Genomic DNA, 26,130 nt, shown 5'->3' on the forward strand with positions numbered 1-26,130 from the left:
AATGTGTTATATTCATGAGCTCAGGATTCGGGGCCACTCGTCCTTGAGCCGCAGCAACGGAGGAAGACGATGATGTATGCAGTTATGCTGGATGTCCGCGACGACGTGAAAAAGGAAATGGATGTGGTGCGCGAAGGCGTACGAATTAGCAGGGAACGCGCGGCCGCCAAGGCCGCTGCAAGAGATGCCAAAGAGAAGGCCGCATCCAACGAAGGCTCCAAGCAATAATGCAGATGTATGAAGCTGGTGACGAGGAACGGCCGGTAGTCGCGCAAGATACGCAGGCAGCTGACTACCGGCCGCCGTTTGTCCGGGACTACGGAAGAATCATCCACAGCGCCAGCTTCCGCCGGCAGCAGGGGAAAACCCAGGTTTTCCCTGGCCATGAATCTGATTTCTTTCGAAATCGGCTGACGCATTCCCTTGAAGTCGCGCAGATAGCCGAAGGGATAGCAGACCGGCTAAATCACGATTACAAGGATCAGATGGCGGGCGGCCGGATAGACGGTCGGCTCTGTGCGGCAGCTGGGCTCGTTCACGATATCGGACATCCGCCTTTCGGCCACAACGGCGAACGAGCGCTCGATCAGAAGATGAAGAAGTTCGGAGGGTTCGAGGGCAACGCCCAAACGCTCCGAATACTGGCCCGCCTTGAGAAAAAAGAGCGGTATCCCAAGGCAATCGAAGGCGATGACCGGGCCGGGATGAACTTGTGCTACCGGACGCTCGCGGCCGTGCTGAAGTACGATGAACCCATCCCCATGGAGCGCGACGAAAAGAGTGACATTGCAAAGGGTTACTACAAGTCCGAGCAGTTTATCGTTGATGATATCAAGACAAAAATCCTTCGAGGAACGGCCGCGCCGAAACAGGGGGAATTCAAGACCCTAGAATGCGCCATCATGGATTTGGCGGACGACATCGCTTATTCAGTGTATGACCTCGAGGATAGCCTGAAAGCCGGTTTTCTCACCCCGGCGACAATTTTGGCGAGTGATGATACGGTCCTGCAAACGGTTGCAAAACGGGTCGGGAAAGCCTTGAAGAAGACTGTTTCCAGTGGCGAGGTCCATAGCACCCTCATTGATATCTTTGAGGGAATTGTCCCTAAAAATGAAGAGAACAACGGCGACGAGCTCCTCACCTTTATCGAAGCGGTGAAGCGGTCGAACAGACTTAGCGCGGACGCCTATCGTCGCACGAAGCTGTCGTCCTGGCTGGTGCACGAATTCATCAAGGGCGTACGGTTCGAATTCAACAAGGATTGCCCGGCCTTGTCGAAGGTTTGGTTCGACGAGGACACGCACATGCGCGTGGAAGTGTTGAAGCGCTACACGTATAACGCGATCATAAACTCGTCGCGTGTTAAACTTGGCGAGTATCGGGGCACGCAGCTGGTTTCGGATCTGTTCGACGCGCTTTCTGACAAAAAGTGTGATGGGCATATGCTCATGCCGGACGACGTCAGGCGGCGGTATCTTGATGCCGGTGATGAAGGCGTTCAAGCCCGCACCATATGCGATTTTATCGCCGGCATGACCGATCGATATGCGGTCGAGTTTTGGAGCCGCTTAAACTCCGATTCTGCGGAAAGCATGTTCAAGGACGTGTAGGAAGCTTCGCGGCGTGGCGAAGGCAAGGCCTGGAACTCGCGCCGCAATGCTCCTTCGTTGCCCTTGAGCCTGAACGATGAAGGTATCGAGACGTCGTTGGATTGCGGTGCTGGCCGTCCATTGCACATCGTATGCCGTTCACAAGGAGATCGAAGCCCCCTCGTTGCGCCCTCAGTTGCCCTTGCAGCGAAATCGCAACACGCCGATGAATTCCCACCGGATGGTCGATTGCTTCTTTTTTTGACGCGCCCGTCACGCCAGCACTGAAAACTCAAAGGCCCGCCAGATGATTGGATTGCCTTCTTGCACGTGCATCACGGGCCGCTGGTACACTCCGGGCCGATCGACATCGGGCGATCCGTCGCAGGCGTAATGACTACAATGACGCCTTCACCATTAGCCCACGGCTAAGCCTGCGCGCGGCCATTTTCACGTAGCGCTCCTCCCGCTCTATCAGAATCGACGGCCGCCCGAGACGATTGCACACAGCGCCCACGGTACCCGTTCCAGCGAACGGATCGAGTACGCAATCCCCGGGCGCGGTAAGTCCGAGTACCAGGCGATCGATCAGGGCCTCGGGGAACTGGCACGGATGATCCAGCTTTTCCGGATGGTTATGCTTCACGTTGGAGATATCGTCCCAAACGTCACCCGGATTCTTCCCTTTGGGATTTCCGCTCAGTTCTCCCTTTTTCGGGCCTTTATAGTGCTTCTTTTGGGGGTATTTCTGCGGGACCCTGATTGGATCGAGGTCGAACTTGTAAGCGTCCGACTTCGTGGCCCAGACGACTGTCTCGTGGCGTCCTGAAAGGCGGCTTTTGCAGTGAAGACCGTGGCCGAACGTCCAGACGATGCGGTTTCTGACCTTCATGCCGAGTTCGCGAAAGATAGGAATGATCATGCTGTCGATCGGCAGGACTTCTCCGCCCCCGACATAATTGCCGACTTGCCAGCACATTGCGCCGTCCGACCGCAGCACACGATGGCATTCCTGAATGATGGACCTCTGAAAGTCGATGTATTGCGCCAGGGAGGTCCGCTTTTCGTAGGACTTCCCGATATTGTAAGGGGGACTGGTCACTACAAGACCAACGCTTTCACCTTCGATCGTCGGCAAAATGTCTGCGGCATCACCGTGGTGGACTTGGCTTCGACCGACGAGCGTTGTCGTGGGCACTATCTCGGAGGACTCGCCCTCCGAATGGTTAGGCGTATCAACGAAATCGGAGATATCGACATAGGTGGGAAAAGTTGAATGAAATAGATCGGCTTGCGCGGAAATCGGAATTACACAGTCAGTCATGTCGGGCTTTCATTCGTGCTTGCATATTGAAAGGGTTGCCCGGGTTTTATCTTACGTCAACGACTTGAAAGCTCTTTAAGCGCGCCCAACCTTATCTGTTGCATTCTCGCCTCACCCTTGCCTGCACTATATACTTATCCAACCGGTGTACCCGGTGGTTCGAAATCCAGTCTCCACTTGAAACTCCCTCCATCATCCGGCCGCTAGCGAGCGAGACGCCGCCACATCCGCAAGTACCGAAAGCGCGAGCGAGACTGAGTCTCGGGCGGGGCCGAACAGGCCGATCGGAGCCTTGATGCGTGCTAACTCAATCTCGCTGTGCCCCAGTCTCAACAATCGGTCGAGACGCCGTCGGTGCGTCCGCCTGCTACCCAGAGCGCCAAGGTAAAAGCATGTGGTCTGCAGCGCCGCCTCCAGCATCGGAATTTCCTGTTCCAAGTCATGGTGCAGAAGCACAATGGCCGAAAATGGGTCGGCGACCGCCCGGATAAAACGCGGTCCACTATCCGGAGCCAGAACGGCAACCTCGAATCCCGAACATTCGGCGATCCGTGAGACGCTTCGCACCTCGATCGTTTGGCCGGCCACAATAACTTTTGTTCGGGGACGGTAGACAGTCAAGAAGTCGTCCCCCACCCACCCCGATCGGTGTGCCTGTTCGGCTAGCACAAGCGACTGTTGTTCCGGCGAGTATCGAAGAGCCGTAACTTGACGCTGCATCAAGCGTTCGAGAACTATTTCGATTTCTTCGACGCGCCGCAAAACGTGGATTGCAATCGTAATCCCGCCTCCGCAAGGCAGCACGACGTCGAGGAACGGAGACCCTTCACCGAACAACACGAGACGGTCGCAATCGTCGGCAATGGCGAGCAGTGCTTCAGCGGCGACGGCAGCTTCCACGCACCCTCCGGACACGTACCCAGCGAAGCGACCGTCTCCAAGGACGATCACGTGTGATCCGAGTGCACGCGCGGCCCCCCCACGGATTTCGACGAGTGTTGCGATGGCAACCCTCCCCCCGTTGAACGAGTGAGCGGCGAACGTAAGGAGATCAATGGGTTCATCGGTTAGAAGCGCTCTGACAGGTGTTGGCAGAACGTGAATTTGGCTATCGTTCACATCAGATCCATATGGTCGACGGGCCGCTCTTCGGTGCCAGGTTTAGCGGAAAAGCCCCCTCCGTATCTCCCCGCGCAGCGCCGGGTAGCAATCCGGGCGGATTACCCGCCCGGCTGCCTTGTTCGGTCTCAAACTCGCAACAGTGCCTTGATCGCGGGGCGTTCGTCCATCGCGCGGTAAACCCTAGTGCGTGCCAAGGAACTCAGCGATCGCACGCCGCTCTTCCGCGTTACTGAAGCGTTGCGTCATTCGCGTACCGCGGACCATTGCGCCAGGGTTTGTCAGGAACGTTTCCAACGTCTCCGGCGTCCATGTCACTCCCGATGCTTTAAGGGCGGGCGAATACTTGAAAGACTCGACGCTTCCTGCCGGCCGGCCGACGACACCTTGAAGGTGGGGTCCAACACCGTTTCGGGTGGTGGCAAGTTGATGGCAGGCACCGCAGCGTTGCTGAAAAAGACGTTCGCCCGGCGACACGTCCGGTCCTTGGGCGTAAGCAGGCGCACAAACGCCTGAGATGATGAGAGAGGCCATTGAGGCAAGGATCAGCGTCTTCAACCGTCGACTTCCTTGAGATCGAGTTTGGATAGAGGCAGGCTTCTGATGCGCTTGCCGGCGAGCACGGATAGGGCGTTGGCCACCGCCGGCGGCACACCGGGCAGGCCTGGTTCTCCGATGCCGCCCATGGGCGCACCGCTTTCTACGATCCGGACATGGACACGCGGCATGCGGTCCGGCGTCAGGATCTGATAGCCGTCGTAGTTGCGTGCTTGCGGCATGCCATCCACGTAGACGACCTCCTCAAAGAGGGCTGACGAAAGCCCGAGGGCGACGGCCGAGTTCATTTGAGCTTCGATGATTGCGGGATTGACGATGCTGCCCGGATCGATCGCCACCCACACATCGTGGACGGCGATATCACCGTCCCTTAGCGATACTTCGGCGATCGTCGCAACTTCGCTGCCAAAGGGTGATGCCATGGCAACCCCTCTCGCCCGCCGGGTGCCGTCTTCTGCAACAAACGGACCTCGTTTCCACCCGCCAGCAAGATCGGCCACAGCCTCCAGCAGCGTCTTGTGACGCGGACTGCCAGCCAGGAGACGGAGGCGCAGTTCGTAAGGATCCTGCTGACCTGCATCCGCCAACTCATCGAGGAACGTCTCGTAGAAGAAATCGTTCATGGAATGGCCGACGGAACGCCAGAAACCGATAATCGCCGGGTCATCCACGTGGATCTGACCGACACGCCGGTTGGGGATGGCATAAACTTTGCCAGCGATACCCTCGACGGAGGAACTGTCGACCTTGTCGGGCTGGCGACCAAACCAGCGGCCCGTGGGCCCTTCTCCGACCGCGACCGCCGAGAGTGCCACCGGGTTGCCGCTGGCATCAAGCCCGCCACGGAAACGGACTGCCGCCATCGGCCGGAGCGCATCACGCAGAAACTCCTCCTCACGGCTCCAAAGGAGTTTGATCGGTCGCCCCACCGCCTTCGCAATTTGGATGGCCTGGGGGTATGGATTCGCTGTCTGATAGAGAAAATGCCGCCCGAAGAAGCCGCCCAGCATCGGCGAATGAATGATGACCTTTTCCGGAGCGATGCCAGCGATCTTCGCGGCATCCGCTTGGAACATCTCGGGTGCTTGGTTGGGAATCCATAACTCGAGCGACCCATCCTCGTTCCAGCGCGCAAGCGCGGAAGGGGGTTCGAGTTGTCCGTGCACGAGATAAGGCGCGTCGTAGACTGCCTCGACCACACGCGTTGCACCCGCGAGCGCGGCAGCCGCATCGCCCTCCGTTTCGAATGCCACGCCGTCGCCAGACAGCGCTTTCAACTTCGTCATATGCGCTTCCGACGAGAAATCGGCCGGCATTGGGTGCGAAGCAGCGGAAGCGGTCTCGGTCCAGGTGACCTGCAATGTCTCGACAGCGCGCCGAGCCCGCCACCAACTGGTCGCGACGACGGCAACTGCCCCCGGAAGTGTGTGAATGGAATGTACGCCGGGCATGTCGCGAACGTCGGTTTCATTCTGCATTGCCTCCGGCTCACCACCCAGTCGCGGGCTGTGCTGGACAGCGGCGTAGAGCATCCCCTCTACCTTCTGATCGATGGAATATTTCGCTTTTCCAGTCGATTTGTCCCGTGCGTCGAGCCGCGCGAACGGCTTGCCGATCCAGCGGAAGTCCGCCCGATCACGAAGTGGCACGTCGGTAGGCAAGGGCAATGCGGCTGCGTCATCAGCTACTTCGCCGTAGGTGATCGTGCGACCTGATGCAGCGTGGATTACCTTGCCCGGCTCAGTCGAGAGCTCGGAGACAGGCACGCCAAGCTTTGCTGACGCCGCCTGAAGGAGCATATGCCGTGCGGAAGCGCCGAGCTTGCGCATCGTGTCGTAGCTCATGCGGACGGACATACTGCCGCCCGTGAAACGTCCGCCGCCGGTCAAGAGATAGTCGGGGCCAGGTGGTGCACCCTCCACGGCAAAGTTCGCGGGGTCGACATCTAGCTCCTCACCGACGATCTGCGCCATAGCGGTGAAGATCCCCTGCCCTCCTTCGATGAAGGCACTGCGGAAAAGGACCGTGCTATCGGGCCGGATCTCCAGGAACGCAGCAACCCGAGAGCCGGGTGTGATAGCTGCAGGCGCTGCCGCCAACGCACGGGTACGGCTCGCCGGAAGCGAAACGCCGAGAACAAGCGCGCCTAACGACGCGCCAAGAAAGCCGCGACGGGATACCTTGAAAGGCTTGCCGTCCTCATGGGCCAGAATCTCGCGGAGAATTGGTGTCATATCATTCATAGTCCACCTCCGATCAAGCTTGAGCGGCGTCGCGGACGGCCGCGGCAATCGCATTGTAGGTGCCACAGCGACAGAGGTTGACCATCGCGCCGGCAATGTCGTCGTCACTGGGTTTGGGCGTCTGCTTCAGAAGCGCGGTGGCCGCCATGACCTGGCCAGACTGACAGTAGCCGCATTGAGCGACCTGATTGGAGACCCAAGCCTCGACAACCTTCTGGCCAACCGGATCATCGGCAACAGCTTCGATCGTCATAATTTGAGTGCCCGCGACGCTTTCCACGGGCGTGACGCACGATCGCGTTGCCTGCCCGTCAACAAGCACCGTGCAGGCACCGCATTGGGCGAGCCCACAACCATATTTTGTACCCGTCATCCCGAGTTCGTCTCGAAGTACCCAAAGCAGCGGTGTATCGGGTTCGATCTCCACCTGATGTTTTGTCCCATTGATGGTGAGTTCCATATCGGTCTCCTTGGGTGCGCGTAACGGCCTCGAGACAAAGGCAAACTGTCTCACAACAAACGCTATCAAAGGACACGGCTATGGATTAGTTGGCGTGTTTCGCTTACATCTATCGATGGGAGGCATAAATCAGTTGCGGTAGCATCAAGCGGAAGCGATGGCCAAAGAAGACTTCAATGACCTCCTATGGTTCCTTGCCGTCGCCGAGGAGCGAAACTTTACGAAGGCGGCCGCCAAACTTGGCATAACCCAGTCCACACTAAGCCACACGATCAAGCGACTTGAAACCAGAATGGGGCTGAGGCTCCTCACGCGTACAACTCGAAGCGTCGCGTTGACCGAAGCCGGGGATCGCGTCTTTCAGTCGCTATCCCCCAAGGTATCGGCGATCCGGAGCGATCTGGCGGCTCTCACGGCGCTACGGGATACCCCGGCAGGAACGATCAGGATCACGCTTTCTGATCACGCTTTCGAGACCATCGTCTGGCCAAAACTGCAGCCCGTTCTGGCGAAGTATCCCGACATCAAGATCGAATTGAGCCGTGACAATGGCCTGCGCAATATCGTGGAGGATGGCTTTGACGCGGGCGTTAGATTGGGTGAGAGCATCGAAAAGGATATGATCGCGGTCAGGATTGGACCTGACTGGCGCATGTTGGCCGTCGCCTCACCCAAGTACCTTTCGGATCGTCCTACTCCCCAACATCCGCAGGACTTGATGCAACATGACTGCATCAACATGCGGCAGGCAACAGGCGGGGGGCTCTATACCTGGGAATTCGAAAAGGAGGGACAGGAGCTTCGCGTCAGGGTCGACGGGCAACTCACGTTCAACACTTCCTATCCCATGGTGGATGCTGCAGTGGCTGGGTATGGAATTGCATTTTTGCCAGAAGATTTAGCTGCCGCACATATTGAAGCTGGACGTCTGGTCGCACTTTTGTCCGACTGGTCCCCTCCCTTCTCAGGCTACTATATTTACTATCCGAGCCGGCATCAAAACTCCCCCGCATTCAAGGTGGTGGTGGACGCATTGAGATATCAAAGATCGTAGTTGCGGGAACACGAGTGTTTCGCCCCAATTGATCCATCTCACCGGTGCTGGCGTCGGCTATACCCCGTTGGCCCTTTCCTGTTGTCCGATTGCAGGCCATGGGCGGCAGACGGCGGCGGCCAAGTCTGAATTCGTCCCAATCGAACAGAGCCGCCTCCTTGGCCCGCTCTCGGCATGGCCTTCTGCCGATACGCCGTACCAGGGGCATAACGAGAGCCTATAACCCGCGCGCAGGTCGTCTCCGCAACATGCGCAAGCTTCGCTATTAATGAGATAGACTTCGAATGGGTGCGGGTGTCCTCACGTCAGAAAGTAGGCTACCTGCCATTGCGCACCCCAATTGATGAGTGGCGCTGATTACGGTTATCGAAAGAAGCCCCCTAATTCGAGCCGATTACTGGTCCTACATCGACTACCGTTGCGCTGGGGCGCTGGAATCCAGGAGAAGAGAGCACGGTGGGCTTGATCCCTTGCGAGCGCCTATCGCCCCTTCTTGGGACCACTGAGGCTTCAGTCAGCCGACCAAATAAACCAAGCGGCCGCTATTCCAGAAGGGAAGCCTATCTCCGCTTCCGATCTGGCAGACGAAAACCAGACACCGATGGCTTAGCAGGAGTTCGATAAATATGACGGGTGTTTCGGCAACGTTGTCGGTCTCAGCGCTCTTTCGGTTGTTCCGGCGTCCATGGCCCAAGTCGAGCGATCCCACGAGCCGGCATGTTGAGGAAGAACTCGGCAAAGAAGAACTGAGGGGGCTGACAACCATTTTCTGGGGGCGAACGGCAGCCCTGGTGGTGCTGTCGCTGTGGGCTCTCACCCTGCCGTTCGAGAGATCCAGCGGTTATCTTTCGGCGTTACTAGCCTTCGGTGTTCTCGGCGCTTTGCCGCGCCTTCTCGTGAAGAGCGGTGTTCAGCGCAAGCTCATATTGGCACTCTTCGTTCTACTGGATGTCTGCGTACTCACATTTTTGCTGGTGGTGCCCCCGCCGTTCTACGTCGAAGGCTGGACCCCGCAAATCAATTCGCGCCTGCCGAACTTCCTTTATATCGGCATCTATATCGTAAGCATGGCCTTGAGTTACTCACCGTGGCTCGTGCTGCTGACCGGCTTCATGTCCGCATTAGCCTGGACGGTGGGATTCGCATGGGTCGCGACTCGACCAGGTTCCGTGCTCTCCAGTTCGCGCGATACGCTCGATACAGGGATGTCGCCCGAGGCCGTAATTGCACGTTTCCTCGGCCGCGAAACCGTTAGTCTCACTTTCTGGTACACCCAAATCCTTTTTATCTTCTTGGTGACGTTGATGCTCACTGTCACCGTCTGGCGATCCAGACAGTTGGTCAGGAAACAGGTCGCGGCGGAGAAAGAGCGGTCCAATCTTGCAAGATATTTCTCACCCAATATCGTTGAAGCTCTTTCTACCGACATATCCGGGCTAGACCGATCGAGCACACACTGCGCGGCCGTGCTCTTCGCCGACATGGTTGGATTTACGGCAATCTCCGAGCGATCATCTCCTGACGAGATCATGCTCCTGCTTCGGGCGTTTCACAGCCGCCTCGCCAAGGTCACGTTCGACCATGGAGGCACCGTCGATAAGTACATAGGCGATTCAATCATGGTGCATTTCGGAACGCCTGATCCGAGAAACGATGACCCCATGCGGGCACTGGCCTGTGCGGAGGGGATGGTTACGGAAATCGCGTCGTGGAACCGCGAAAGGACAGACGCGGGACTGGAGCCCATCGAAATTGGGATCGGCTTGCACTACGGCGAAGTTGTCGTCGGCAACACCGGACATGCCAGAAGACTGGAGTACACGGTCATCGGGGACACCGTGAATGTGGCAAGTAGGCTGGAGAGGCTTACTCGGGGGGCCGCGTCACACGTCATGATCAGCGGCGATCTCATCACGGCCATACGTTCTCAAGGGATCGAGCCTACCAGTCTCATGCCCGGATTGTATCCCGATCGGTCGCGACGCGTTCGGGGGCGAAGGGAGCCGATTGAGATTTGGTGTCGGGTCGAGGCCTGATGGTGGATCACGCAGCCGTGATTTTAGTTCAGTAGCGTTTAAGAGAAGGAACCTAATAATACCTCCTTCAACATGAACAGGATTCATCAGTGGCACGAGAGTCGATAAGTGACCTGACGGCCTTTGCTGAAGTCGCCCGAGAACGCAGCTTTACCCGGGCCGCCGCAAAGGTTGGAGTCTCGCAGTCGGCGCTAAGCCATACAATCCGCCAGCTTGAGGCGCGACTTGGCCTGCGGCTCCTCACGAGAACTACCCGTGCTGTATCGCTGACCGAAGCCGGCGAGCGATTGTTGAAGGGGATCGGACCGCATCTCGACGAAATCGACGCTCAGGTCGAGGCCCTCAGTGCCCTGCGGGACAAGCCGGCTGGCACGATTCGGATTTCTGCGTCCGACTACGCGATAAGCCACGTCCTTTGGCCAAAGCTACGGAAGTTCCTACCTCAATATCCGGACATAAAGGTGGAACTGATCCTCGACAACGGACTGACCGACATCGTCACCGAGCGATACGACGCTGGCGTACGAATGGGGGAACATCTCGCGAAAGACATGATTTCAGCTCGGATCGGACCTGATTTCAGCCTCGCGGTGATCGGGTCGCCGGGATACTTCAAGGCGAACGGGGTCCCTGCACACCCCAAAGACTTGGTCGGCCATACCTGCATAAATTTCAGGCTACCGAGTTCTGGTGGTCTGTATGCTTGGGAGTTCGAAGAAAACGGCCAGGAAATCAGAATCCGCGTTGATGGACAACTTGCATTCAACAACACCTTCAACGGTCTTCAAGCAGCGCTCGACGGATTCGGCCTCGCATACATTCCTCTGGAGATCGTCCAACCCTACATCGACGCCGGCCAACTGGAGCATGTCCTTCGAGGTTTTTCTCCACCTTGGGACGGCTACTATCTCTATTACCCCAGCCGCCGCCAATCATCACCGGCGTTCGCGGCTCTCGTCGACGCGCTCAGGCATCGGGCATAGCTAGACCTGAGCTCGATTGCAGACCAGCAGCCCGCGGACGTCGCGTCTTCCTCAAGCCACGCCAGCCCTTCATAAAGAAGTGTGTTACGATAGCGGGCAGCATGAAAACCATGAGCCAATTTCCAAAGAACGGCGCGACAGAGGATGTGAAATCCCAGAACTCGAGACTGTAGTTGAAGGTCAGCTTGGTCCACATCCCCAGATGCTGAAAGCTGGCCACGCCCTGGCATAAAACGACGATTGCCAGCACATACGAAGCGATGGTCGCAATCCTGCTACCCGCGAGGCTTAAACGGCCAAACCGCCCTGCCCGCACCCGTTCCCAATGGAGACCAACGTGGGCTCCAGTCGCCATCACGATCCAATAGGCGGAGAACCGATGGATTTCTCGTAGATCGTTGCTGTCGAGGCCAGGTACCCAGGCAAACACCGTTTCCGATATCATCACGCTTGTGATCAGCAGCAATGCCATATTCACGATAAGCCCTGCGTGCAGAAGTACGATAAAGACGCGTCGCGCATCGTAGGAACCGCGCGTCAGGTTCCTGAACCACGCCCGATTGAGGTTGATGTGCCACGACAACAGCGCGAACAGCGCCGTACCGAACAATTCGTGAGGGATGTTGCCGAGCCACCAATAGGCGAGCGATAACAGCACAAGCGCGAGCATGGCCATCGGCAAGCCTGCGCGTTGAAGGACGAAATTCCGCATCGTGTCGATCTCCGCGAGTTGATGTGTCACTGTTCGAACGAAAGGGCATCGTTGAACGTGAACATGAACTGTTCATCCTCGCGTGAGCGATGGCAGGAGTGGCATTGGGCTACGTTTTCGTCGGCTTTGATAGTTTGGTCGGGCCAGAACCACTGATATGCCCACTCTGAGGAGCCCTCGCCGATTTTCTGAGCCACTAGATATCGATGCAGAACATCGCTCTGATAGTCCACGAGAACCACATGTGTTCCAACAGTGACGGGCTGATTTGCCTTGAGCGCGCGCAGGGCCTCCGGTGTGGTGAGCATGTGCTCGCGGGTTACTCCCCTTCGAACTGTCGTGTAATGGACCAGTTGATCCAACGGGGGGAATGTAACCGAATTTGCGGCCGCGACGGCAGGGGTGGGTTCCGTCGTTGCCATCAGGAAATTGCCGCCGGCTAGAACTGCTGACCCGACTGCGAAGGCATAGGCCAGGCTGGAGGAAATTCTGCGCTTCATCTCTATCCCTTTTTGAGCGCCGATCCTCCCATCAGCGACGAATTGAGTTCGCAGCACCACCCAGCCAAAGCTTATTCGCTGGAGGTACTCCGTTCACAAATAACAGGGTGCGAGGTCGCGGATTAGGGGCCGACGACCGCTTGTAGTGATGAGGAAATTTCATAAATCGTTGTCCGCATGAGGGTCTACATCAGACGGACAACGACAAGTTCAGGGCTACCCGTCGAGCTTGATGTTCAACGAACGGATCAACGGCTGCCATGTGGCTTTGTCGCTTTCCCACCGTTGAGCCATGCTTTGCGGATCGCTGGGAGGCATATCGAGTCCAAGCTCACCGTAGCGGGTCTTCACGAGAGGGTCCTGAAGCGCCTGACCGAGTGCCTGAGACAGTGTGGCAACCACATCATCTGGCGTTGCCTTGGGAACGATCAGCGAATGCCACGCCCCGGCGGAGAACCCCGCAACACCCTGCTCAGCCATGGTGGGAACGTCAGGAAGGACCGCGAGACGTTTTTCCGAGAAGACGGCCAGCGCTCGAATCTTTCCGTCCTTTATCTGGGCATTGGCGGTGGTGTAGTCGATCACGATACTGTCGACGACCCCGGCCAAAACGTCGTTGAGCGCTGGTGCCATGCCCTTGTACGCGACGTGCTTGAGGTGAACATTCGCATCGCGGGCAAGGCGCTCCATTGCGAGATGAAGCGGTGTGCCAATCCCGGGGCTGGCATATAGGACTGGCTCCGGGGCCCCCTTAGCCTTGTCCAGGTATTCTGCCGCGGTTTTGATGGGGGAGCTGCTGGGCACGCACAGCAGCAAATTGATGCCCGCGTACATGCCCACGGGCCGGAAGTCGCGATCGGGATCATACTGGATTTTGGGATAGACGACCGGGTTGATGATCAGGGTCCCGTTGTCGGCACTTCCGACCGTGTATCCATCCGGAGGAGCGCTTGCCAGGGCCGCAGCCCCAACCGAGCTACCCGCCCCTGGTCGGTTGTCGACGACGATCGGTTTTCCCAACGCCGCCGACATCGGGTGCCCGATCAGACGCGCCACGGTGTCTGTTGCTCCTCCGGGCGGATAGCCCACGATCCATTTGACCGGTTTATCGGGATAAGCTGCCCAGGCAGGGGTCGATACCGCCAGCGTCGCTGCCGCCCCCACTCCGGTCATCAGGAATTTGCGTCTTGTAATTTCGAAGTTTGTCATGCTGCTCTCCTCCCATTGAGATACATGGCTCGTTTGGTGCCGGGGGCCGTGCCCCCGATCCCGGATTAAGCGGACTTCCTCCGCGCGGAATTGTTGACTGCAGCGACAGCCTCGACGATTTCGCGAACGTCCTGGATGCGGTCCAGCGCCTTGAGCGCACCGCATAGGTGATCGATTGCTTCCGCTGACAGCGGCGAAATCGCTGCGCGTGCACACGAACCGAACTTCTGGAAGAGTTCCTCCCAGGTCATCGGCAATTCGACCGAGCCCGGCACTCGCGAGCCCAAGCGGGAAATGCTCGTTCCATCGTCGAGTACGACTTCGATCTTCCCGTCTGGGAGCTTCGAAGTCCAATTGTAGCTGCTGTCAGGGACCGGCAAGACTTTCCGTGCCAACGCGAGCACCGTGCGATCCTTCAGCGCCTCGCCCGTGAAATCTCCGACGTCCATCCGACCCTTCGCCAGCGCAAGCGCTACGAGGAAAGGCAAGCTGAACTTTGCGTCGACGAGCGTGTTGGGGACCTGGCGCTCCTCAAGCGGTGAGCACATCCTTTGTTGGAAGTCACCGACGTAGACCTTGACCTCGGCAACCCGATCAAGGTCGACGCTGTTCTCTTTCATCAACTCGATCGCTGCATGGATATACGTGTGGGCGTTGCCTACGGCCGGCCAGTATTTGTAAGTCATCCCTCCGCTCAGGAATTCCTTGCCGAGGTTTGCGACCATCTTTTCGCGGTCGTACTCGCCCTTGAAGTAAACCTTGAAGACGCCGGCCTCACCTTCGAACAGATTTCGAATGCCCGTCATCCCGCGAGCAGCCAGCCTCACCGCATTCACGCTGGCTTGAGAGCTGAAGCCGGCATACATGCCTCTCAGATCGCTGCCGAGGCCAAAAATCTGCTCCATGGTTCCGCTGGACTGCAGGCTGGCGATCCCCAACGCGTTGGCAAGCTGCGTTGCGTCGAGCTTGAACATCGATCCGCCGGCCGCGGTCGCAGAGAAGCATCCGACAACGGTCGAGAGGTTCCAATCCATGTGCCAACCTACGTTGCAGCGGAGGCGAATGAATATCTCCTGCCCTATGGCGACGGCGGCGATCAGTTCCTCCCCCGAAACACTCCCGCGCAGTTCGGCCAGAGCAAGTACCGTCGGAACGATCGAGCTATCGGCGTGGGCTCCCCAAGGCGTTTGGCTGTCGAAATCCAGTCCATGTGCTAGAGCGCCGTTCGCGAAAGCTGCGGAACCCGCTGGAACTCGATCGCCGTAACCGAGGATTGTCGCCTCGCCATTGCCCCCGCTTTGCTGCACCAGTTCAATGATCGGCCTGACCGCGGGCTCCATTCCGCTCGCCGCCAGCATGACGCCAATCGTGTCCAGGACACTCTTCTTGGCAGCTTCAACCGCTTCTGGTGGCAAGTCCGCGAACCTCGTGTTGGCCGCGAAGTCGGCAAGTTCCCGCGAAAGATCGACGGTATTCGTCATTTCAGCTTCATCCTCATTTGTTGATCTCAGTGCCGTTCAGCCGGCGAACCGCGTCTCGGGAAGCCCTTGGACCCCGAGACCGTGAATAGCGAAAAGCCCTCCTGCTCCGGGCTCCTTGGATGGGACGCCACGCATCGGGCGTCCCATGCTTGTGAAGTAGAGAACGTCCAGATTGGGTCCGCCGAACATGACGCTTGTGATGTTTCGGACCGGCACGTCGATGACCCGTTCGACGCTCCCATCGGTCCGATAGCGGACAATCCGGCCCGCTAGAACTTTGGCGTTCCAAATGAAGCCCTCGGCATCGACCGTCGCTCCGTCGATCGTGCCGACGTAGCCCGCATCCGATACGAAGAGGCGCTTGCTGCTGACGTCGCCCGTTTCCGCATCGTAGTCGTAGGCCCAGAGAGCTTTGTGCTCCGAGTCTCCGCAGTAGAAGGTCTTGTTGTCGGGGCTCCAGCACGGCGCGTTGAAGCAGATGAAGCCCGAGTCGACCGGCGTGATGAGAAGGTCCCGATCGAGTCGGTAAAGCATGCCGTTGTCGGCCGGCTTCCTCGGAATCGTTACATCCAGCGGATCGAAGTCGTAGCCCATGCAGCCAGCGAAAAACCTGCCGTGTCGATCGACCTTACCGTCGTTGAAACGGTATTCCGCGTCATCGCCAAAGGGGTTTCCGACGATCTCGATCCTCTGGGTATCGAATTCGTACAGAGCAAAGCCGCTGGCGAGCGCCAACACGGCCCCTCCACTCTCACGCAAGGCCATGGAGCCGATATAGGTCGGCACATAAAACGTCCGAACGTCGCTTCCGTCGGCACGGCAGGACCAAATCTCTCCTGCCGTGCTGTCGACCCAGTAGAGACGTTGTTCGCGAACGTCCCAAACAGGGCCTTCGCCGAGATTGTTTTTGCAGTCCACCAAAAGTCGGATATCGGCCAACGCATCCTCCCTCGTTGGTCAACCGCCAGCCTTTCAAAGGCAGGCGGTCTGCCCTCCGTCGACCGGAACGATCGCGCCCGTCATGAAGCTTGCGTCCTTCGTCAGAAGGAAGACGATGACGGCTGCTATCTCCTCCGGCTCTCCCATTCGGCCAATCGGATGCTTTGCGTTAACGCGTTCAACGGCCGCCGGGTCTTGAAGCATGTATTCGGTGAAGGGTGTTTTGGTCATTCCGGGCGCGACCGCATTCACACGGATTCCCAGAGGTCCCAGTTCGGGCGACATCGAGCGCGTGATACCCGATACAGCGAACTTCGACGCCACGTAGGGCAACCTGTTGGCAACACCCAGGACGCCCGCGCCAGAAGAGATATTCACGATTGCACGGTCACCGGAATCGTCCTTAACAGCCTTCACGAACGCTTGGCATAGGTTGATAGTACCCTCGAGGTTGACCGCCATGACGCGACCGAACCCCTCAGGCTCGACATCCACGATACTTCCCACCCCTTTGATACCCGCGCAGTTCACGAGGCCGTTCAATGCGCCGTATCGTTGACGGACGTCGGCTACTGTCCTGGTCGCTGCATCATGATCGCAGACGTCGAGACCGATCGCCTCGACCCTCGACCGATCGCCAAGCTCCGCAACGACCTTCGAAACGCTTTCCGCGGTGACATCGACCGCAATGACGGTTGCTCCTTCGGAGTGAAGACGGCGAACGGTGGCAGCACCTATTCCGCTGCCTGCTCCCGTCACCACAACAACCTTACCCTCAAAACGTCGCACCTGTGCCTCCTCCAATGCTGGGAAATTTTGTATATGAAATACGGTTTCATATGCTGAAGTTCTCGTCAACATTTTATTTGCGGAATCTAGTTTCAAATACAAAAGGGCCCGGAGATGAACCGAGCCCTTCAATTCGAACAGACGATGTCCAGTCGTTAGCTGGCGGCTGCCCCCGCGCCCATCCTTTTCGAGAGGTCCTTACATGTCTCGACCAGCACGTTACGTGCCTCGGGAACGGGAACGTTGAGTGGGCTGTTAAGTCGGTGGATGAATGGAGTGGTGACGGCGGCAACCACCTTCCCGGTGTAGTCGAAAACCGGCGCGGAGAGATTGGTCACGCCTGCAAGCGTGAGCGATGGACCCTCGCAGTATCCAGCCGCGCGAATGCCCGGAAGGTCAGCCAGAAACTTCTCGCGACGGTCCTTCGGCTCGGGCCCGGCCAGCGTCAATAAATGTTCGAGAGCGGCGTCGTCCATGAACGCTGCCAGCACGCGGCCCGACGCGGAATCGAAGATCGGAATTTGCGCCCCCAGCCGAACAGAATTCAGGTTGTTGTCGGGGCAATCGACCTGCGCGATCACCAGCAGTCGCCCGCCTTGCAGGATGCATAGGTGGATCGATTGGTTAATCCGATTTGCGAGCTTTTGCATCGCCTCGCCGGCGATTGCGGTAAGGCGGCGGATCGGAGGATGGCGATGAGCAACTTCGAACAGCTTCGTCGTCAACTGATAGCGATCGTCCCCACTCAGCTCCACATAGCCGCGCTGGATCAGAACGACCAGCATCCGAAAAATCTCTGACGTCGTCCGTCCGAGCATCTTCCCGATTTCAACCTGTGTGAGCCCGTCGTTCGCGGATGCCAGCAGTTCCAATATGTCGAGGCCCTTGGTGAGCGCCGGCGCTCGATACTTCTCATCTTCCGCTGACATCTCGGTCACTACCACTCCATCCTCGGTTATCTGCACAATTCAACTGCAACTCACCAAATAGCGAGTTCACGCGCTCACGATAAGGGGCGAAACCACAGCTACGCCAGCCCAAAAATCACAAGCAAACGACGACCGAAGAACAAGCTTCGCCAGCCCATTTGGCCGGCTCGTGGAAAAACCGCCATATAACTCCAGATTATAACGTTTGCCCGCAGGCCCGGCTTTCACCTTTACAGAATTGGCTTGACGGGTTCGACTTATGCGCGTCGCGGTCGTCAGACAGAGGTCGGACGCAGCAAGATCGCGGCTGGGATGGACTATCAGGGGAGGTTTTTATGATTTCGAGAAGAAACGTATTGCTTGGCACGGCGGCCGGTCTTTCGGCCGGACTGCTGTCTCGAGTATCCGATGCAGGCGCTGCGGCCGAGTGGCCCGCGCGCCCAATCACGATCAATATCGGTAACGCCCCAGGCGGCGACGACGACACCCTCAGCCGTTTCTTGGCGCAGACAGCAAGCGAGGAACTTGGACAGCCGGTCGTCGTCGAAAATCGCGCAGGTGGATCGACGACGGTTGCGGGAAGAGCCGTCGCCGGCGCAAAGCCCGATGGCTACAACATCCTTTGCCTCATCACCGCCGGCGTCGTTCAAACCGTCCTTCGAGACAATCTCCAATACACTCTCGACGACTTCGTGCCGATCGTGGAGATCGGAGGATATCCGATGGCGCTGATCGTTTCCGCCAAGGCCGGAATCACGAATATCGACGAGCTTATGGCCGCGGCAAAGTCGGCCGATGGTGTCACGTTCGCCAGTGGCGGCGTCGGCACGATGGGACACCTGACCGGGACGATGTTCCTAAAGGAAGCCCAGGGGAAGGGTGTCCACGTTTCCTACAAGAACAATCCGGAGGGCATCCAGGCCCTCGCCGGCGGCTTCACGCAGATGATCTTTGCTTCGGCGCGAGAAGCGGCCTTGCTCAAGGACGATCCGAACTTGCGTGTCCTTGCGGTCACCTCGCCGGCCAGGACAGTCAACCTGCCCGACGTACCAACGACAGCGGAGATCGGCTACCCGCAGATCAATTCACGCGTCTGGTACAGCTATGCTGCACCAAAGGGTGTGCCGGACGATGTGGTGAAGAAGTTCTCTGCAGCGATCATCAAAGGGGTCAACGACCCCAAATTCCAGGAACGCTTCACGCCGTTGTCCTTCCAGACCGACATCAAGACGGGCGATGAACTCGCGGCATTTCTCAAGGGCGAGCAGGACAAGTTCCGCAAGGTCATAACCGAGAACAACATTCGACTGAACAACTGAGGCGGCGGCGTCAGCCACCAGCAAACTAACGGCGTACGGCTGAATCGCTGTGCAGTCGCCGATGGGACCCGTTTTCGCGGCGGGCACCCATCGGCGAAACGCGATCCCGTACCCCGAATGCGAAATCACAGGAGTAACGATGCGCAACTACCAACTTTTCATAGACGGGCAATTCACCGACGGAGAACACGGGGAGCGCATCCAGAGTGTCGATCCCTACCACGGCAAGCCGTGGGCCGAATTGGCTCGGGCTACCCGCGGTGACGTCGACCGCGCTGTGAAGGCGGCACGTGATGCGCTCGAAACTGGCCCCTGGTCGAAGCTAAACGCGACCGCGCGCGGTAGGATAATGCGGAAAATCGGCGATCTCGTAGTGCGAGATGCCGAGCGCATCGCCGAGATCGAAGCGAGGGACAACGGCAAACTCCTCGCAGAGGTACGTGGCCAGCTGAATGGCGTCGCTGAGTGCTGGTACTACTACGCCGGCCTGGCCGACAAAATTGAAGGCGCATGGGTGCCTGTCGAAAAGCCGGACACGATGGCATTTACGATGCGCGAGCCCATCGGCGTCGTTGCTGCTCTCACGGCTTGGAACTCGCCGATCTGGTTTGCGACCGTCAAATGCGCACCCGCCCTCGCCGCGGGCTGCACGGTCGTTGTGAAGCCATCAGAATTCGCTTCGGCCAGCACACTTGAACTTGCGGCCCTGGTCAAGGAGGCCGGGATGCCTGACGGTGTCTTCAACGTCGTCACCGGCTATGGACATGATGCCGGTGCTGCCCTGGTCGAACATCCGGACGTCGCGAAAATCACGTTCACCGGCTCGGATCTGACCGGAGCCAAAATATACGAGACCGCTGCCAGGCACATGAAGCGGGTCTCGCTGGAGCTGGGCGGGAAATCGCCCAATATCGTATTCGAAGACGCCGATCTCGACCTCGCAGCTGCCGGTGTCGTCTCCGGAATTTTCGGAGCAGCCGGACAGATGTGCACGGCGGGCTCACGCCTGCTGGTTCAGCGGTCGATCAAGGACATCTTCACCGCGAAGCTCGTCGATCTCGCCAAATACATTCGCATGGGCGATCCGATGGATCCGAACACGAACGTCGGCCCGATTTCCACGCCCCCGCAGTTCCAGAAGGTGCTCGAATACATCGAAGTGGCGCGAAAGGACGGGGCTCGCTGCATCCTCGGTGGCAACAGGGCAACTGGAGAAGGGCTTGGCGCAGGTCAATTCGTCGAGCCGACGATCTTCGCAGATGTCACAAGCGACATGAGGATCGCTCAGGAAGAAGTATTCGGTCCGATCCTGTCCATCATCGAGTTCGATACGGAGGAAGAAGCCACGCGGATCGGCAACGATATCGCCTATGGGCTCGTGGCTGGAGTGTGGACGCAGGACATCGGTCGCGCGATGCGCATGACCAAAGCGCTGAAGGTTGGCACCGTCTGGGTGAACACCTACCGGGCCTACAGTTTCATGATGCCGTTCGGTGGAATGAAGAAATCCGGCCTGGGCCGCGAAAGCGGTATCGAGGCGATCAACGAGTATCTCGAGACCAAGAGCGTCTTCCTTTCAACTGCGAGCGAAGGCCCGACCAATCCTTTCATCATGAGGTGACCGATGCGCTCCGGCACGCGCGGGCGCAACCACACCCAAGAAAACTGATACGAGAAAGCGAATAACAATGACTGCATCACCTCTTTCAAGTCAGGCAAACGGACGTTCCGCGCGATTGGCCGGCCGCAAGATAATCGTCACCGGGGCCGCCTCCGGCATCGGCCGAACCACCGCCGCGCTGTTCGCGGCGGAAGGTGCCAAGGTGACGCTGTTCGACAGGAACACAGAAGCGCTACGGAAAGTCGCCGACGAGATCCAAGCCGGTTTTTGCAGCGTAGATATCACGAATGAACCCGAAGTGGCCAAAGCCGTGGCGAAAGCAGCGTCCGACATGGGCGGTCTCGACGGGCTGGTCAATGCGGCGGGCATCATGTCCAAGGGCCTGGCGACCGAAGTGCCTGCGGACGACTGGCGTCGGATCATAGAAGTCAATTTGACCGGCACCTACATCGTCGCCCGAAGCTGCATTCCCTTCATGCAGTTGCATGACCATTCAACGATCGTGAACATCGCTTCGGCGCAGGGCCTTCTTCCGAATGCACCCGGTCACACCGCCTATGCGGCGTCCAAAGGCGGTGTCGTGAACTTGACCCGCGCACTCGCGGCTGAGCTCGCGCCAAAGATTCGCGTCAACAGCGTCGCTCCGGGCATGGTGGACACGCCGATGGCGGATGGCTACCGCGCGAACGTGGGCAATTACGCGCTCAAGCGTCTCGCCGCGCCAGAGGAGATCGCGCAAGCGCTCCTTTTCCTCACGTCGTCAGAGTCTTCCTACGTCACGGGCGCAGCGCTCGCGGTAGATGGCGGCCGCTCCTTCCACTGACAAACATAAGAACAGGGGAACACTCAAATGCAGAACGATCAATCCGCTCCAGCGCCACGCCGTCCTTTTGGAGCCAAGGACGTAACGGCAGGCGCTTTCCTGGTCGCCGTCGCGGGTGTCGGCCTCTATCTCAATCAAGAATATGAAATCGGCTCAGCCGCACAGATGGGTCCCGGCTATATGCCGATGCTCGTTTTCGGTTTGCTGGGTTCGTTAGGCGCAGCCATCGCGGTGCTTGGATTAAAGGGCGATCACGATCCCCTGGAGAACTGGGCATGGAGAGAGATGGCTCTCATTCTCGGGGCGATGGCCGCCTTCGGCGTGCTAATTGAACGTGTTGGGATGGCTGTCTCCGTCGCCGTGGTGGTCGTGATCAGCGGCCTAGCCGACCGAGATCAGACAATTCGGGGGATCATCTGCCTGACGGTGGCGCTCGTCGCAATCTGTTGGGCGATTTTCACTCTTGGACTCGGCCTGAACGTCTCGTTCCTGCCGCCCTCGCTAACCGAGTTCTGAGGGAAACGAGCCATGATCGAGAATCTTGCCCTCGGCCTATCGGTCGCGATGACCTTTCATAACCTCGGCTTTGCCTTCATCGGCTGTATGATCGGAACGGCGATCGGGGTTCTGCCCGGCATCGGTCCGCTGGCGACCATTGCCCTTCTTCTTCCGCTGACCTTTACCCTGGATCCGGTAACCGCACTGATCATGCTGTCAGGTATCTACTACGGCGCTCAATATGGCGGCTCCACATCGGCGATCCTCCTGAACTTGCCAGGGGAAGTCACGGCCGTCGTGACGACGCTGGAGGGGCATAAGATGGCCAAGCGGGGTCGGGCCGGAGCGGCGTTGGCCTCGGCGGCAATCGGGTCGTTCTTCGCTGGCACGGTCGCAACGCTTGTGGTCGCCGCTTCCGGTCCTCTGCTGACCGACCTCGCGCTGTCCTTTGGACCAGCGGAGTACTTCTCGCTCATCCTTCTCGGTCTCATTATCGCGACGGTTCTGGCGCAAGGCAGTATCTTCAAATCGATCGCGATGCTCGTGCTCGGTGTTGCGCTCGGTCTTGTCGGCACCGACGTCCAGAGCGGACAGGTAAGGTTCTCGCTCGGCTTCTTCGAACTTTTCGAAGGGATCGACTTCGTTGCCGTGGCGATGGGAATTTTCGGCGTGGCCGAGATCATCCGTAACCTTGAGAACCCGGAAAACCGGAGCGGTACGGTCGCCAAAGTCGGCAGCTTGATGCTCACCAAGGAAGAGTTCAAGCGGGCGACGCCGTCAGTTCTCCGCGGAACCGCCGTTGGTTCAATCCTCGGCATCCTCCCGGGCGGTGGATTGGCATTGTCCACCTTCGCTTCGTATATGCTCGAGCGGAAGGTCTCGAAGTACGGCCACGAGTTCGGCACTGGTGCGATTGAGGGCGTAGCAGGACCCGAGAGCGCGAACAATGCCGCGTCGCAGACCTCGTTCATTCCCATGCTCACTCTCGGCATCCCCGCTAACGCCGTTATGGCTCTTATGATCGGCGGCCTGATGATTCATGGCATTCAGCCAGGCCCGGGCGTCATGCAGGCTCAGCCAGCGCTGTTTTGGGGGCTGATTGCCAGCATGTGGGTCGGCAATCTGATGCTGCTGGTGATCAATCTGCCACTGATTGGCATGTGGGTGTCGTTGCTGAGGCTTCCATACAAATACCTCTATCCGGCAATTCTCGTCTTCTGCGCCATCGGCGTCTACTCGGTGAACTATTCGGCATTCAACGTCTTTGAGACGGTCTTGTTCGGCTTCTTGGGATACCTGTTCTTCAAACTTGCCCTTGAGCCGGCTCCCCTGCTGATCGGCTTCGTCCTGGGACCGATGCTGGAAGAGTATTTGCGCCGAGCAATGGTCGTATCGCGTGGTAGCGCGCTCGTGTTCGTCGAGCGCCCCGTCAGCGCGGTCCTCCTGGCCATCGCTGCACTTGCTCTTGGGGCAATGCTGCTTCCTTCCCTACGCCGAAAAAAAGACCAGGCTCTCGCCGAGTAAACCTTCGCCATATCCTTCCATTCATGAGGGAGGCTCATAAGTGCATGCGGGTCCACGCCTCTAATCGGAGGACACGCATACAAGGTATTCTCAGACTCAAAGTAGGCGGTCCTGGCTCGTTTTTGGAGCCGGGCCGCCGTTTCACAGGAGGTGCGTTCAATGCTTGCAACAGTTCTTCATGGGCCTGGGGACGTTCGATGCGAGGAGGTCGCTGAACCCAAGATTCTCGAGCCGACCGACGCCATCATCCGGCTCTCGGCTTCATGTATCTGTGGATCAGACCTCTGGCCTTACCGCGGCGCGAATGAAGTCAAAGAGCCTATGGCCATGGGCCACGAGTACTGCGGGATAGTCGAAGAAGTCGGAAGTGCCGTAAGAAACGTGCGACCGGGCCAGTTCGTCGTCGGCTCGTTTTGCCTATCGGACAACACATGCCCTCACTGCCGCTTCGGATTCCAATCGTCGTGCGAGCAACGGCAGTTCATGTCGGGCGCTCAGGCTCCCCTAGCCCGGATTCCACTTGCCGATGGAACCCTTGTTCCTACGGCCAACCTGCCATCCGACGACCTCATCCCAAGTCTTCTTGCGACATCTGACGTTCTTGGCACAGGATGGTATGCCGCCGACGCCGCCGGCGTCACAGAAGGCTCGACGGCCGTCGTTGTCGGCGACGGCGCGGTCGGGCTGCTAGGCGTCCTTGCAGCCAAACAGATGGGCGCGTCCCGAATAATCGCGATGAGCCGTCACAAGTCCCGCCAGGACCTCGCACTTGAATTCGGCGCAACCGATATCGTGTCGGAGCGTGGCGATGATGGCGTGAAACGCATCAAGGAGCTGACTAAGGGCGTTGGAGCGGAGTCCGTGCTGGAGTGTGTGGGCACCCAGGAATCCATGACGCAGGCGATCAATTGCGCGCGCCCCGGCGGCAAAATCGGCTTTGTGGGAGTTCCCCACGGCGTCCAGTTTGACGGCCAAGGCCTCTTCTTTCAGCAAAAAAGCCTGCTGGGCGGGCCCGCTCCCGTTCGCCGCTTCCTGCCCTACTTGATGGATCTCGTCCTTAGCCGGGAGATCAATCCGGGAAAGGTCTTCGATCTTGAGCTTCCACTCACGGATGTCGCAGAGGGCTATCGCGCGATGGATGAACGTCGCGCCATCAAAACCCTGCTTCGTTTCTGACAACTCGTGCCAATCGGAGAAGTATGCGACCCACGTCGCTGCGCACGTGCAGACCCGTCGCCGTTCAGGGACGGGTCTAGCTCCATCCGCCGTCGGCGGAAGGGATTTAGGTCGCTGGCTTCGTTGCAGCGTACCGCAAGTTGACCACCCCATGACCGAGCTGCTGGCATTCGACCAGCGAGAGCTCAACTTTGCCAGCCAAGCCGTCGGTTCCATACTCGACGACGCTGTCGGTGCCCGTTCTCGCCTCCAAAGCAGGTGCGACAACGAAGTTCAGTTCATCGACCAGACCGCTAGCCAAGAGAGCGCCGTTCGTGGCAGCCCCCCCTTCCAGGACTATTCGCTGGATGCCGAGTTCCTTCTGAAGGACCCCCAGCATTTCCCCCACATCGAGTTCGGAAGTCTCAGCCACGACATACGAAATGCCATCTGCCATCAACTCAGCGAGATAGCTGTCCTGCACATCATTTCCGAGCAACGCGATAATGTGATCACCGAACAAATCCGGGCCTTTATAGTGAACCGCTCCGGATCGATCGATCGCTATGCCGAAGCTCTTTGCTTCGCGATTGGCAAAGTGATGAGGCCTTTCAACACTATACGGGCCACCCGGCGCATGGGGACCGGCTTTCGACATTTCGGCCATCGTAACGCGGCCGACCATCCAAGCGTCACAGTTCAAATCGTCGCGAAGCTTTTCGCAGACCCTCGCGAAGTCTGATCGATCGCCATCGGGTGACTTTGTCCATCGGCTTGGATGCAAGCTTCCATCCGGAGACGTCAACATAAGGCATGTAATGAAAGGCTTCATGAGAGTTACCTATTTCGATTTCGGTGGGTAGGCAATTTTGTTTGGCGTGCGCCCACGCGTGCCTGGCCTCTTGGGAATGGTTTTGCCGTATTCCTCCCACCACTTAGCCAGCGCATCCATGGTTGGGCCGAGGCCGCGGGCCTTCTGTGTCATTTCGTATTCGACGCGCGGAGGCACCTCAGCAAATACGGTGCGCGTTACCAAGCCATCGGCTTCTAGTTCGCGAAGCTGCGCCGACAGCATGTGCTGCGTGATACCGGGGATGGCCTTGCGGAGCTCACCGAAGCGGTAGATCCGGTGGTGCAGGAGCCACATGATCTCCAGCTTCCATTTACCCGACAGCATCGCGAAGGCGCGCCGCATCTCATCCTGCATCGAAAAGTCATTCTCGGGCATTAGTATGGCCTTTGATACTTACTGTCTTGATTTC

Annotated in this window: 25 protein-coding genes; 11 read left to right on the top strand and 14 right to left on the bottom strand. The window is 58.4% G+C overall.

The window, feature by feature from the left end; all coding sequences use genetic code 11:
* Nucleotides 1-69 precede the first annotated feature (69 nt).
* Both AC3WWH_RS29755 and AC3WWH_RS29760 read left to right on the top strand, forming a co-directional pair.
* Nucleotides 70-228, top strand: coding sequence for a hypothetical protein (locus AC3WWH_RS29755; RefSeq protein WP_492377376.1), 159 nt, complete (start codon nt 70-72; stop codon nt 226-228).
* Nucleotides 228-1,613, top strand: coding sequence for an anti-phage deoxyguanosine triphosphatase (locus AC3WWH_RS29760; protein WP_492377377.1), 1,386 nt, complete (start codon nt 228-230; stop codon nt 1,611-1,613). Before AC3WWH_RS29755 ends, AC3WWH_RS29760 begins: the two co-directional genes overlap by 1 nt.
* Nucleotides 1,614-1,989: 376 nt before the next feature.
* On the opposite strand, the gene AC3WWH_RS29765 is transcribed toward AC3WWH_RS29760, so the two are convergent.
* From AC3WWH_RS29765 to AC3WWH_RS29785, 5 genes are all read right to left on the bottom strand, one after another.
* Entirely contained in the window at nt 1,990-2,916 is a 927-nt protein-coding gene (locus AC3WWH_RS29765) for a DNA-methyltransferase (RefSeq protein ID WP_492377378.1), read from the bottom strand.
* A gap of 192 nt (nt 2,917-3,108) precedes the next feature.
* The gene (locus AC3WWH_RS29770) at nt 3,109-4,035 is read right to left on the bottom strand and encodes an XdhC family protein (protein WP_492377379.1); all 927 of its coding nucleotides are present in this window, start codon (nt 4,033-4,035) and stop codon (nt 3,109-3,111) included.
* Nucleotides 4,036-4,218: 183 nt separating this feature from the next.
* Nucleotides 4,219-4,593 (bottom strand): c-type cytochrome, encoded by a 375-nt coding sequence (locus tag AC3WWH_RS29775; RefSeq protein WP_492377380.1) that lies wholly within the window; start codon nt 4,591-4,593, stop codon nt 4,219-4,221.
* Nucleotides 4,590-6,836, bottom strand: coding sequence for a xanthine dehydrogenase family protein molybdopterin-binding subunit (locus tag AC3WWH_RS29780; protein WP_492377416.1), 2,247 nt, complete (start codon nt 6,834-6,836; stop codon nt 4,590-4,592). Before AC3WWH_RS29780 ends, AC3WWH_RS29775 begins: the two co-directional genes overlap by 4 nt.
* A 13-nt stretch (nt 6,837-6,849) precedes the next feature.
* On the bottom strand, nt 6,850-7,296 hold the full coding sequence (locus AC3WWH_RS29785) for a (2Fe-2S)-binding protein (RefSeq protein ID WP_492377381.1): 447 nt from the start codon (nt 7,294-7,296) through the stop codon (nt 6,850-6,852).
* A 157-nt stretch (nt 7,297-7,453) separates the two neighbouring features.
* On the opposite strand from AC3WWH_RS29785, the gene AC3WWH_RS29790 reads away from it, so the two are divergent.
* The 3 genes from AC3WWH_RS29790 (at nt 7,454) to AC3WWH_RS29800 (ending at nt 11,369) form a co-directional block, all read left to right on the top strand.
* A complete protein-coding gene (locus AC3WWH_RS29790) occupies nt 7,454-8,350 on the top strand; it encodes a LysR family transcriptional regulator (protein WP_492377382.1) in 897 nt (298 codons plus the stop codon).
* 626 nt (nt 8,351-8,976) lie between these two features.
* Nucleotides 8,977-10,386: an adenylate/guanylate cyclase domain-containing protein gene (locus AC3WWH_RS29795; RefSeq protein WP_492377383.1), complete on the top strand. Its 1,410-nt coding sequence runs from the start codon at nt 8,977-8,979 to the stop codon at nt 10,384-10,386.
* A gap of 89 nt (nt 10,387-10,475) precedes the next feature.
* Nucleotides 10,476-11,369, top strand: a complete 894-nt coding sequence (locus tag AC3WWH_RS29800) for a LysR family transcriptional regulator (protein ID WP_492377384.1) — start codon at nt 10,476-10,478, stop codon at nt 11,367-11,369.
* Here the strand turns inward: AC3WWH_RS29800 and AC3WWH_RS29805 are convergent.
* The 7 genes from AC3WWH_RS29805 to AC3WWH_RS29835 form a co-directional block, all read right to left on the bottom strand.
* Nucleotides 11,353-12,081, bottom strand: a complete 729-nt coding sequence (locus tag AC3WWH_RS29805) for a DUF4405 domain-containing protein (protein ID WP_492377385.1) — start codon at nt 12,079-12,081, stop codon at nt 11,353-11,355. The two genes, AC3WWH_RS29800 and AC3WWH_RS29805, sit on opposite strands and share 17 nt — an antisense overlap.
* 26 nt (nt 12,082-12,107) lie before the next feature.
* Complete coding sequence (locus AC3WWH_RS29810) at nt 12,108-12,581, bottom strand: hypothetical protein (protein ID WP_492377386.1); 474 nt, start codon at nt 12,579-12,581, stop codon at nt 12,108-12,110.
* A 216-nt stretch (nt 12,582-12,797) separates the two neighbouring features.
* Nucleotides 12,798-13,790 (bottom strand): Bug family tripartite tricarboxylate transporter substrate binding protein, encoded by a 993-nt coding sequence (locus AC3WWH_RS29815; protein WP_492377387.1) that lies wholly within the window; start codon nt 13,788-13,790, stop codon nt 12,798-12,800.
* A gap of 65 nt (nt 13,791-13,855) precedes the next feature.
* Nucleotides 13,856-15,271, bottom strand: coding sequence for an MmgE/PrpD family protein (locus AC3WWH_RS29820; protein ID WP_492377388.1), 1,416 nt, complete (start codon nt 15,269-15,271; stop codon nt 13,856-13,858).
* 36 nt (nt 15,272-15,307) lie between these two features.
* Nucleotides 15,308-16,210, bottom strand: a complete 903-nt coding sequence (locus AC3WWH_RS29825) for an SMP-30/gluconolactonase/LRE family protein (RefSeq protein ID WP_492377389.1) — start codon at nt 16,208-16,210, stop codon at nt 15,308-15,310.
* A gap of 33 nt (nt 16,211-16,243) precedes the next feature.
* The gene (locus AC3WWH_RS29830; RefSeq protein WP_492377390.1) at nt 16,244-16,999 is read right to left on the bottom strand and encodes an SDR family NAD(P)-dependent oxidoreductase; all 756 of its coding nucleotides are present in this window, start codon (nt 16,997-16,999) and stop codon (nt 16,244-16,246) included.
* Between the two features lie 155 nt (nt 17,000-17,154).
* Nucleotides 17,155-17,928, bottom strand: a complete 774-nt coding sequence (locus AC3WWH_RS29835) for an IclR family transcriptional regulator (protein ID WP_492377417.1) — start codon at nt 17,926-17,928, stop codon at nt 17,155-17,157.
* 335 nt (nt 17,929-18,263) lie between these two features.
* Here AC3WWH_RS29835 and AC3WWH_RS29840 point away from each other — a divergent pair, with 335 nt between their 5' ends.
* The 6 genes from AC3WWH_RS29840 (at nt 18,264) to AC3WWH_RS29865 (ending at nt 24,889) form a co-directional block, all read left to right on the top strand.
* Nucleotides 18,264-19,247, top strand: coding sequence for a Bug family tripartite tricarboxylate transporter substrate binding protein (locus AC3WWH_RS29840; protein ID WP_492377391.1), 984 nt, complete (start codon nt 18,264-18,266; stop codon nt 19,245-19,247).
* Between the two features lie 139 nt (nt 19,248-19,386).
* Nucleotides 19,387-20,868, top strand: a complete 1,482-nt coding sequence (locus AC3WWH_RS29845) for an aldehyde dehydrogenase (RefSeq protein WP_492377392.1) — start codon at nt 19,387-19,389, stop codon at nt 20,866-20,868.
* Nucleotides 20,869-20,935: 67 nt separating this feature from the next.
* Nucleotides 20,936-21,691, top strand: coding sequence for an SDR family NAD(P)-dependent oxidoreductase (locus AC3WWH_RS29850; protein WP_492377393.1), 756 nt, complete (start codon nt 20,936-20,938; stop codon nt 21,689-21,691).
* A gap of 27 nt (nt 21,692-21,718) precedes the next feature.
* Complete coding sequence (locus AC3WWH_RS29855; RefSeq protein ID WP_492377394.1) at nt 21,719-22,207, top strand: tripartite tricarboxylate transporter TctB family protein; 489 nt, start codon at nt 21,719-21,721, stop codon at nt 22,205-22,207.
* A 12-nt stretch (nt 22,208-22,219) separates the two neighbouring features.
* On the top strand, nt 22,220-23,713 hold the full coding sequence (locus tag AC3WWH_RS29860) for a tripartite tricarboxylate transporter permease (protein ID WP_492377395.1): 1,494 nt from the start codon (nt 22,220-22,222) through the stop codon (nt 23,711-23,713).
* Nucleotides 23,714-23,872: 159 nt separating this feature from the next.
* Complete coding sequence (locus tag AC3WWH_RS29865; protein WP_492377396.1) at nt 23,873-24,889, top strand: zinc-dependent alcohol dehydrogenase family protein; 1,017 nt, start codon at nt 23,873-23,875, stop codon at nt 24,887-24,889.
* Between the two features lie 106 nt (nt 24,890-24,995).
* Here AC3WWH_RS29865 and AC3WWH_RS29870 read toward each other — a convergent pair whose 3' ends face one another.
* Together AC3WWH_RS29870 and AC3WWH_RS29875 are read right to left on the bottom strand one after the other, a co-directional pair.
* Nucleotides 24,996-25,700 carry a dihydrofolate reductase family protein gene (locus tag AC3WWH_RS29870; protein ID WP_492377397.1) on the bottom strand — a complete coding sequence of 235 codons (705 nt, stop codon included), beginning with the start codon at nt 25,698-25,700 and terminating at the stop codon, nt 24,996-24,998.
* Between the two features lie 9 nt (nt 25,701-25,709).
* Complete coding sequence (locus AC3WWH_RS29875) at nt 25,710-26,096, bottom strand: winged helix-turn-helix transcriptional regulator (protein ID WP_492377398.1); 387 nt, start codon at nt 26,094-26,096, stop codon at nt 25,710-25,712.
* Between the last annotated feature and the right edge of the window lie 34 nt (nt 26,097-26,130).

It is taken from the genome of Ensifer sp. EB106-03-01-XG145, from assembly GCF_058792075.1.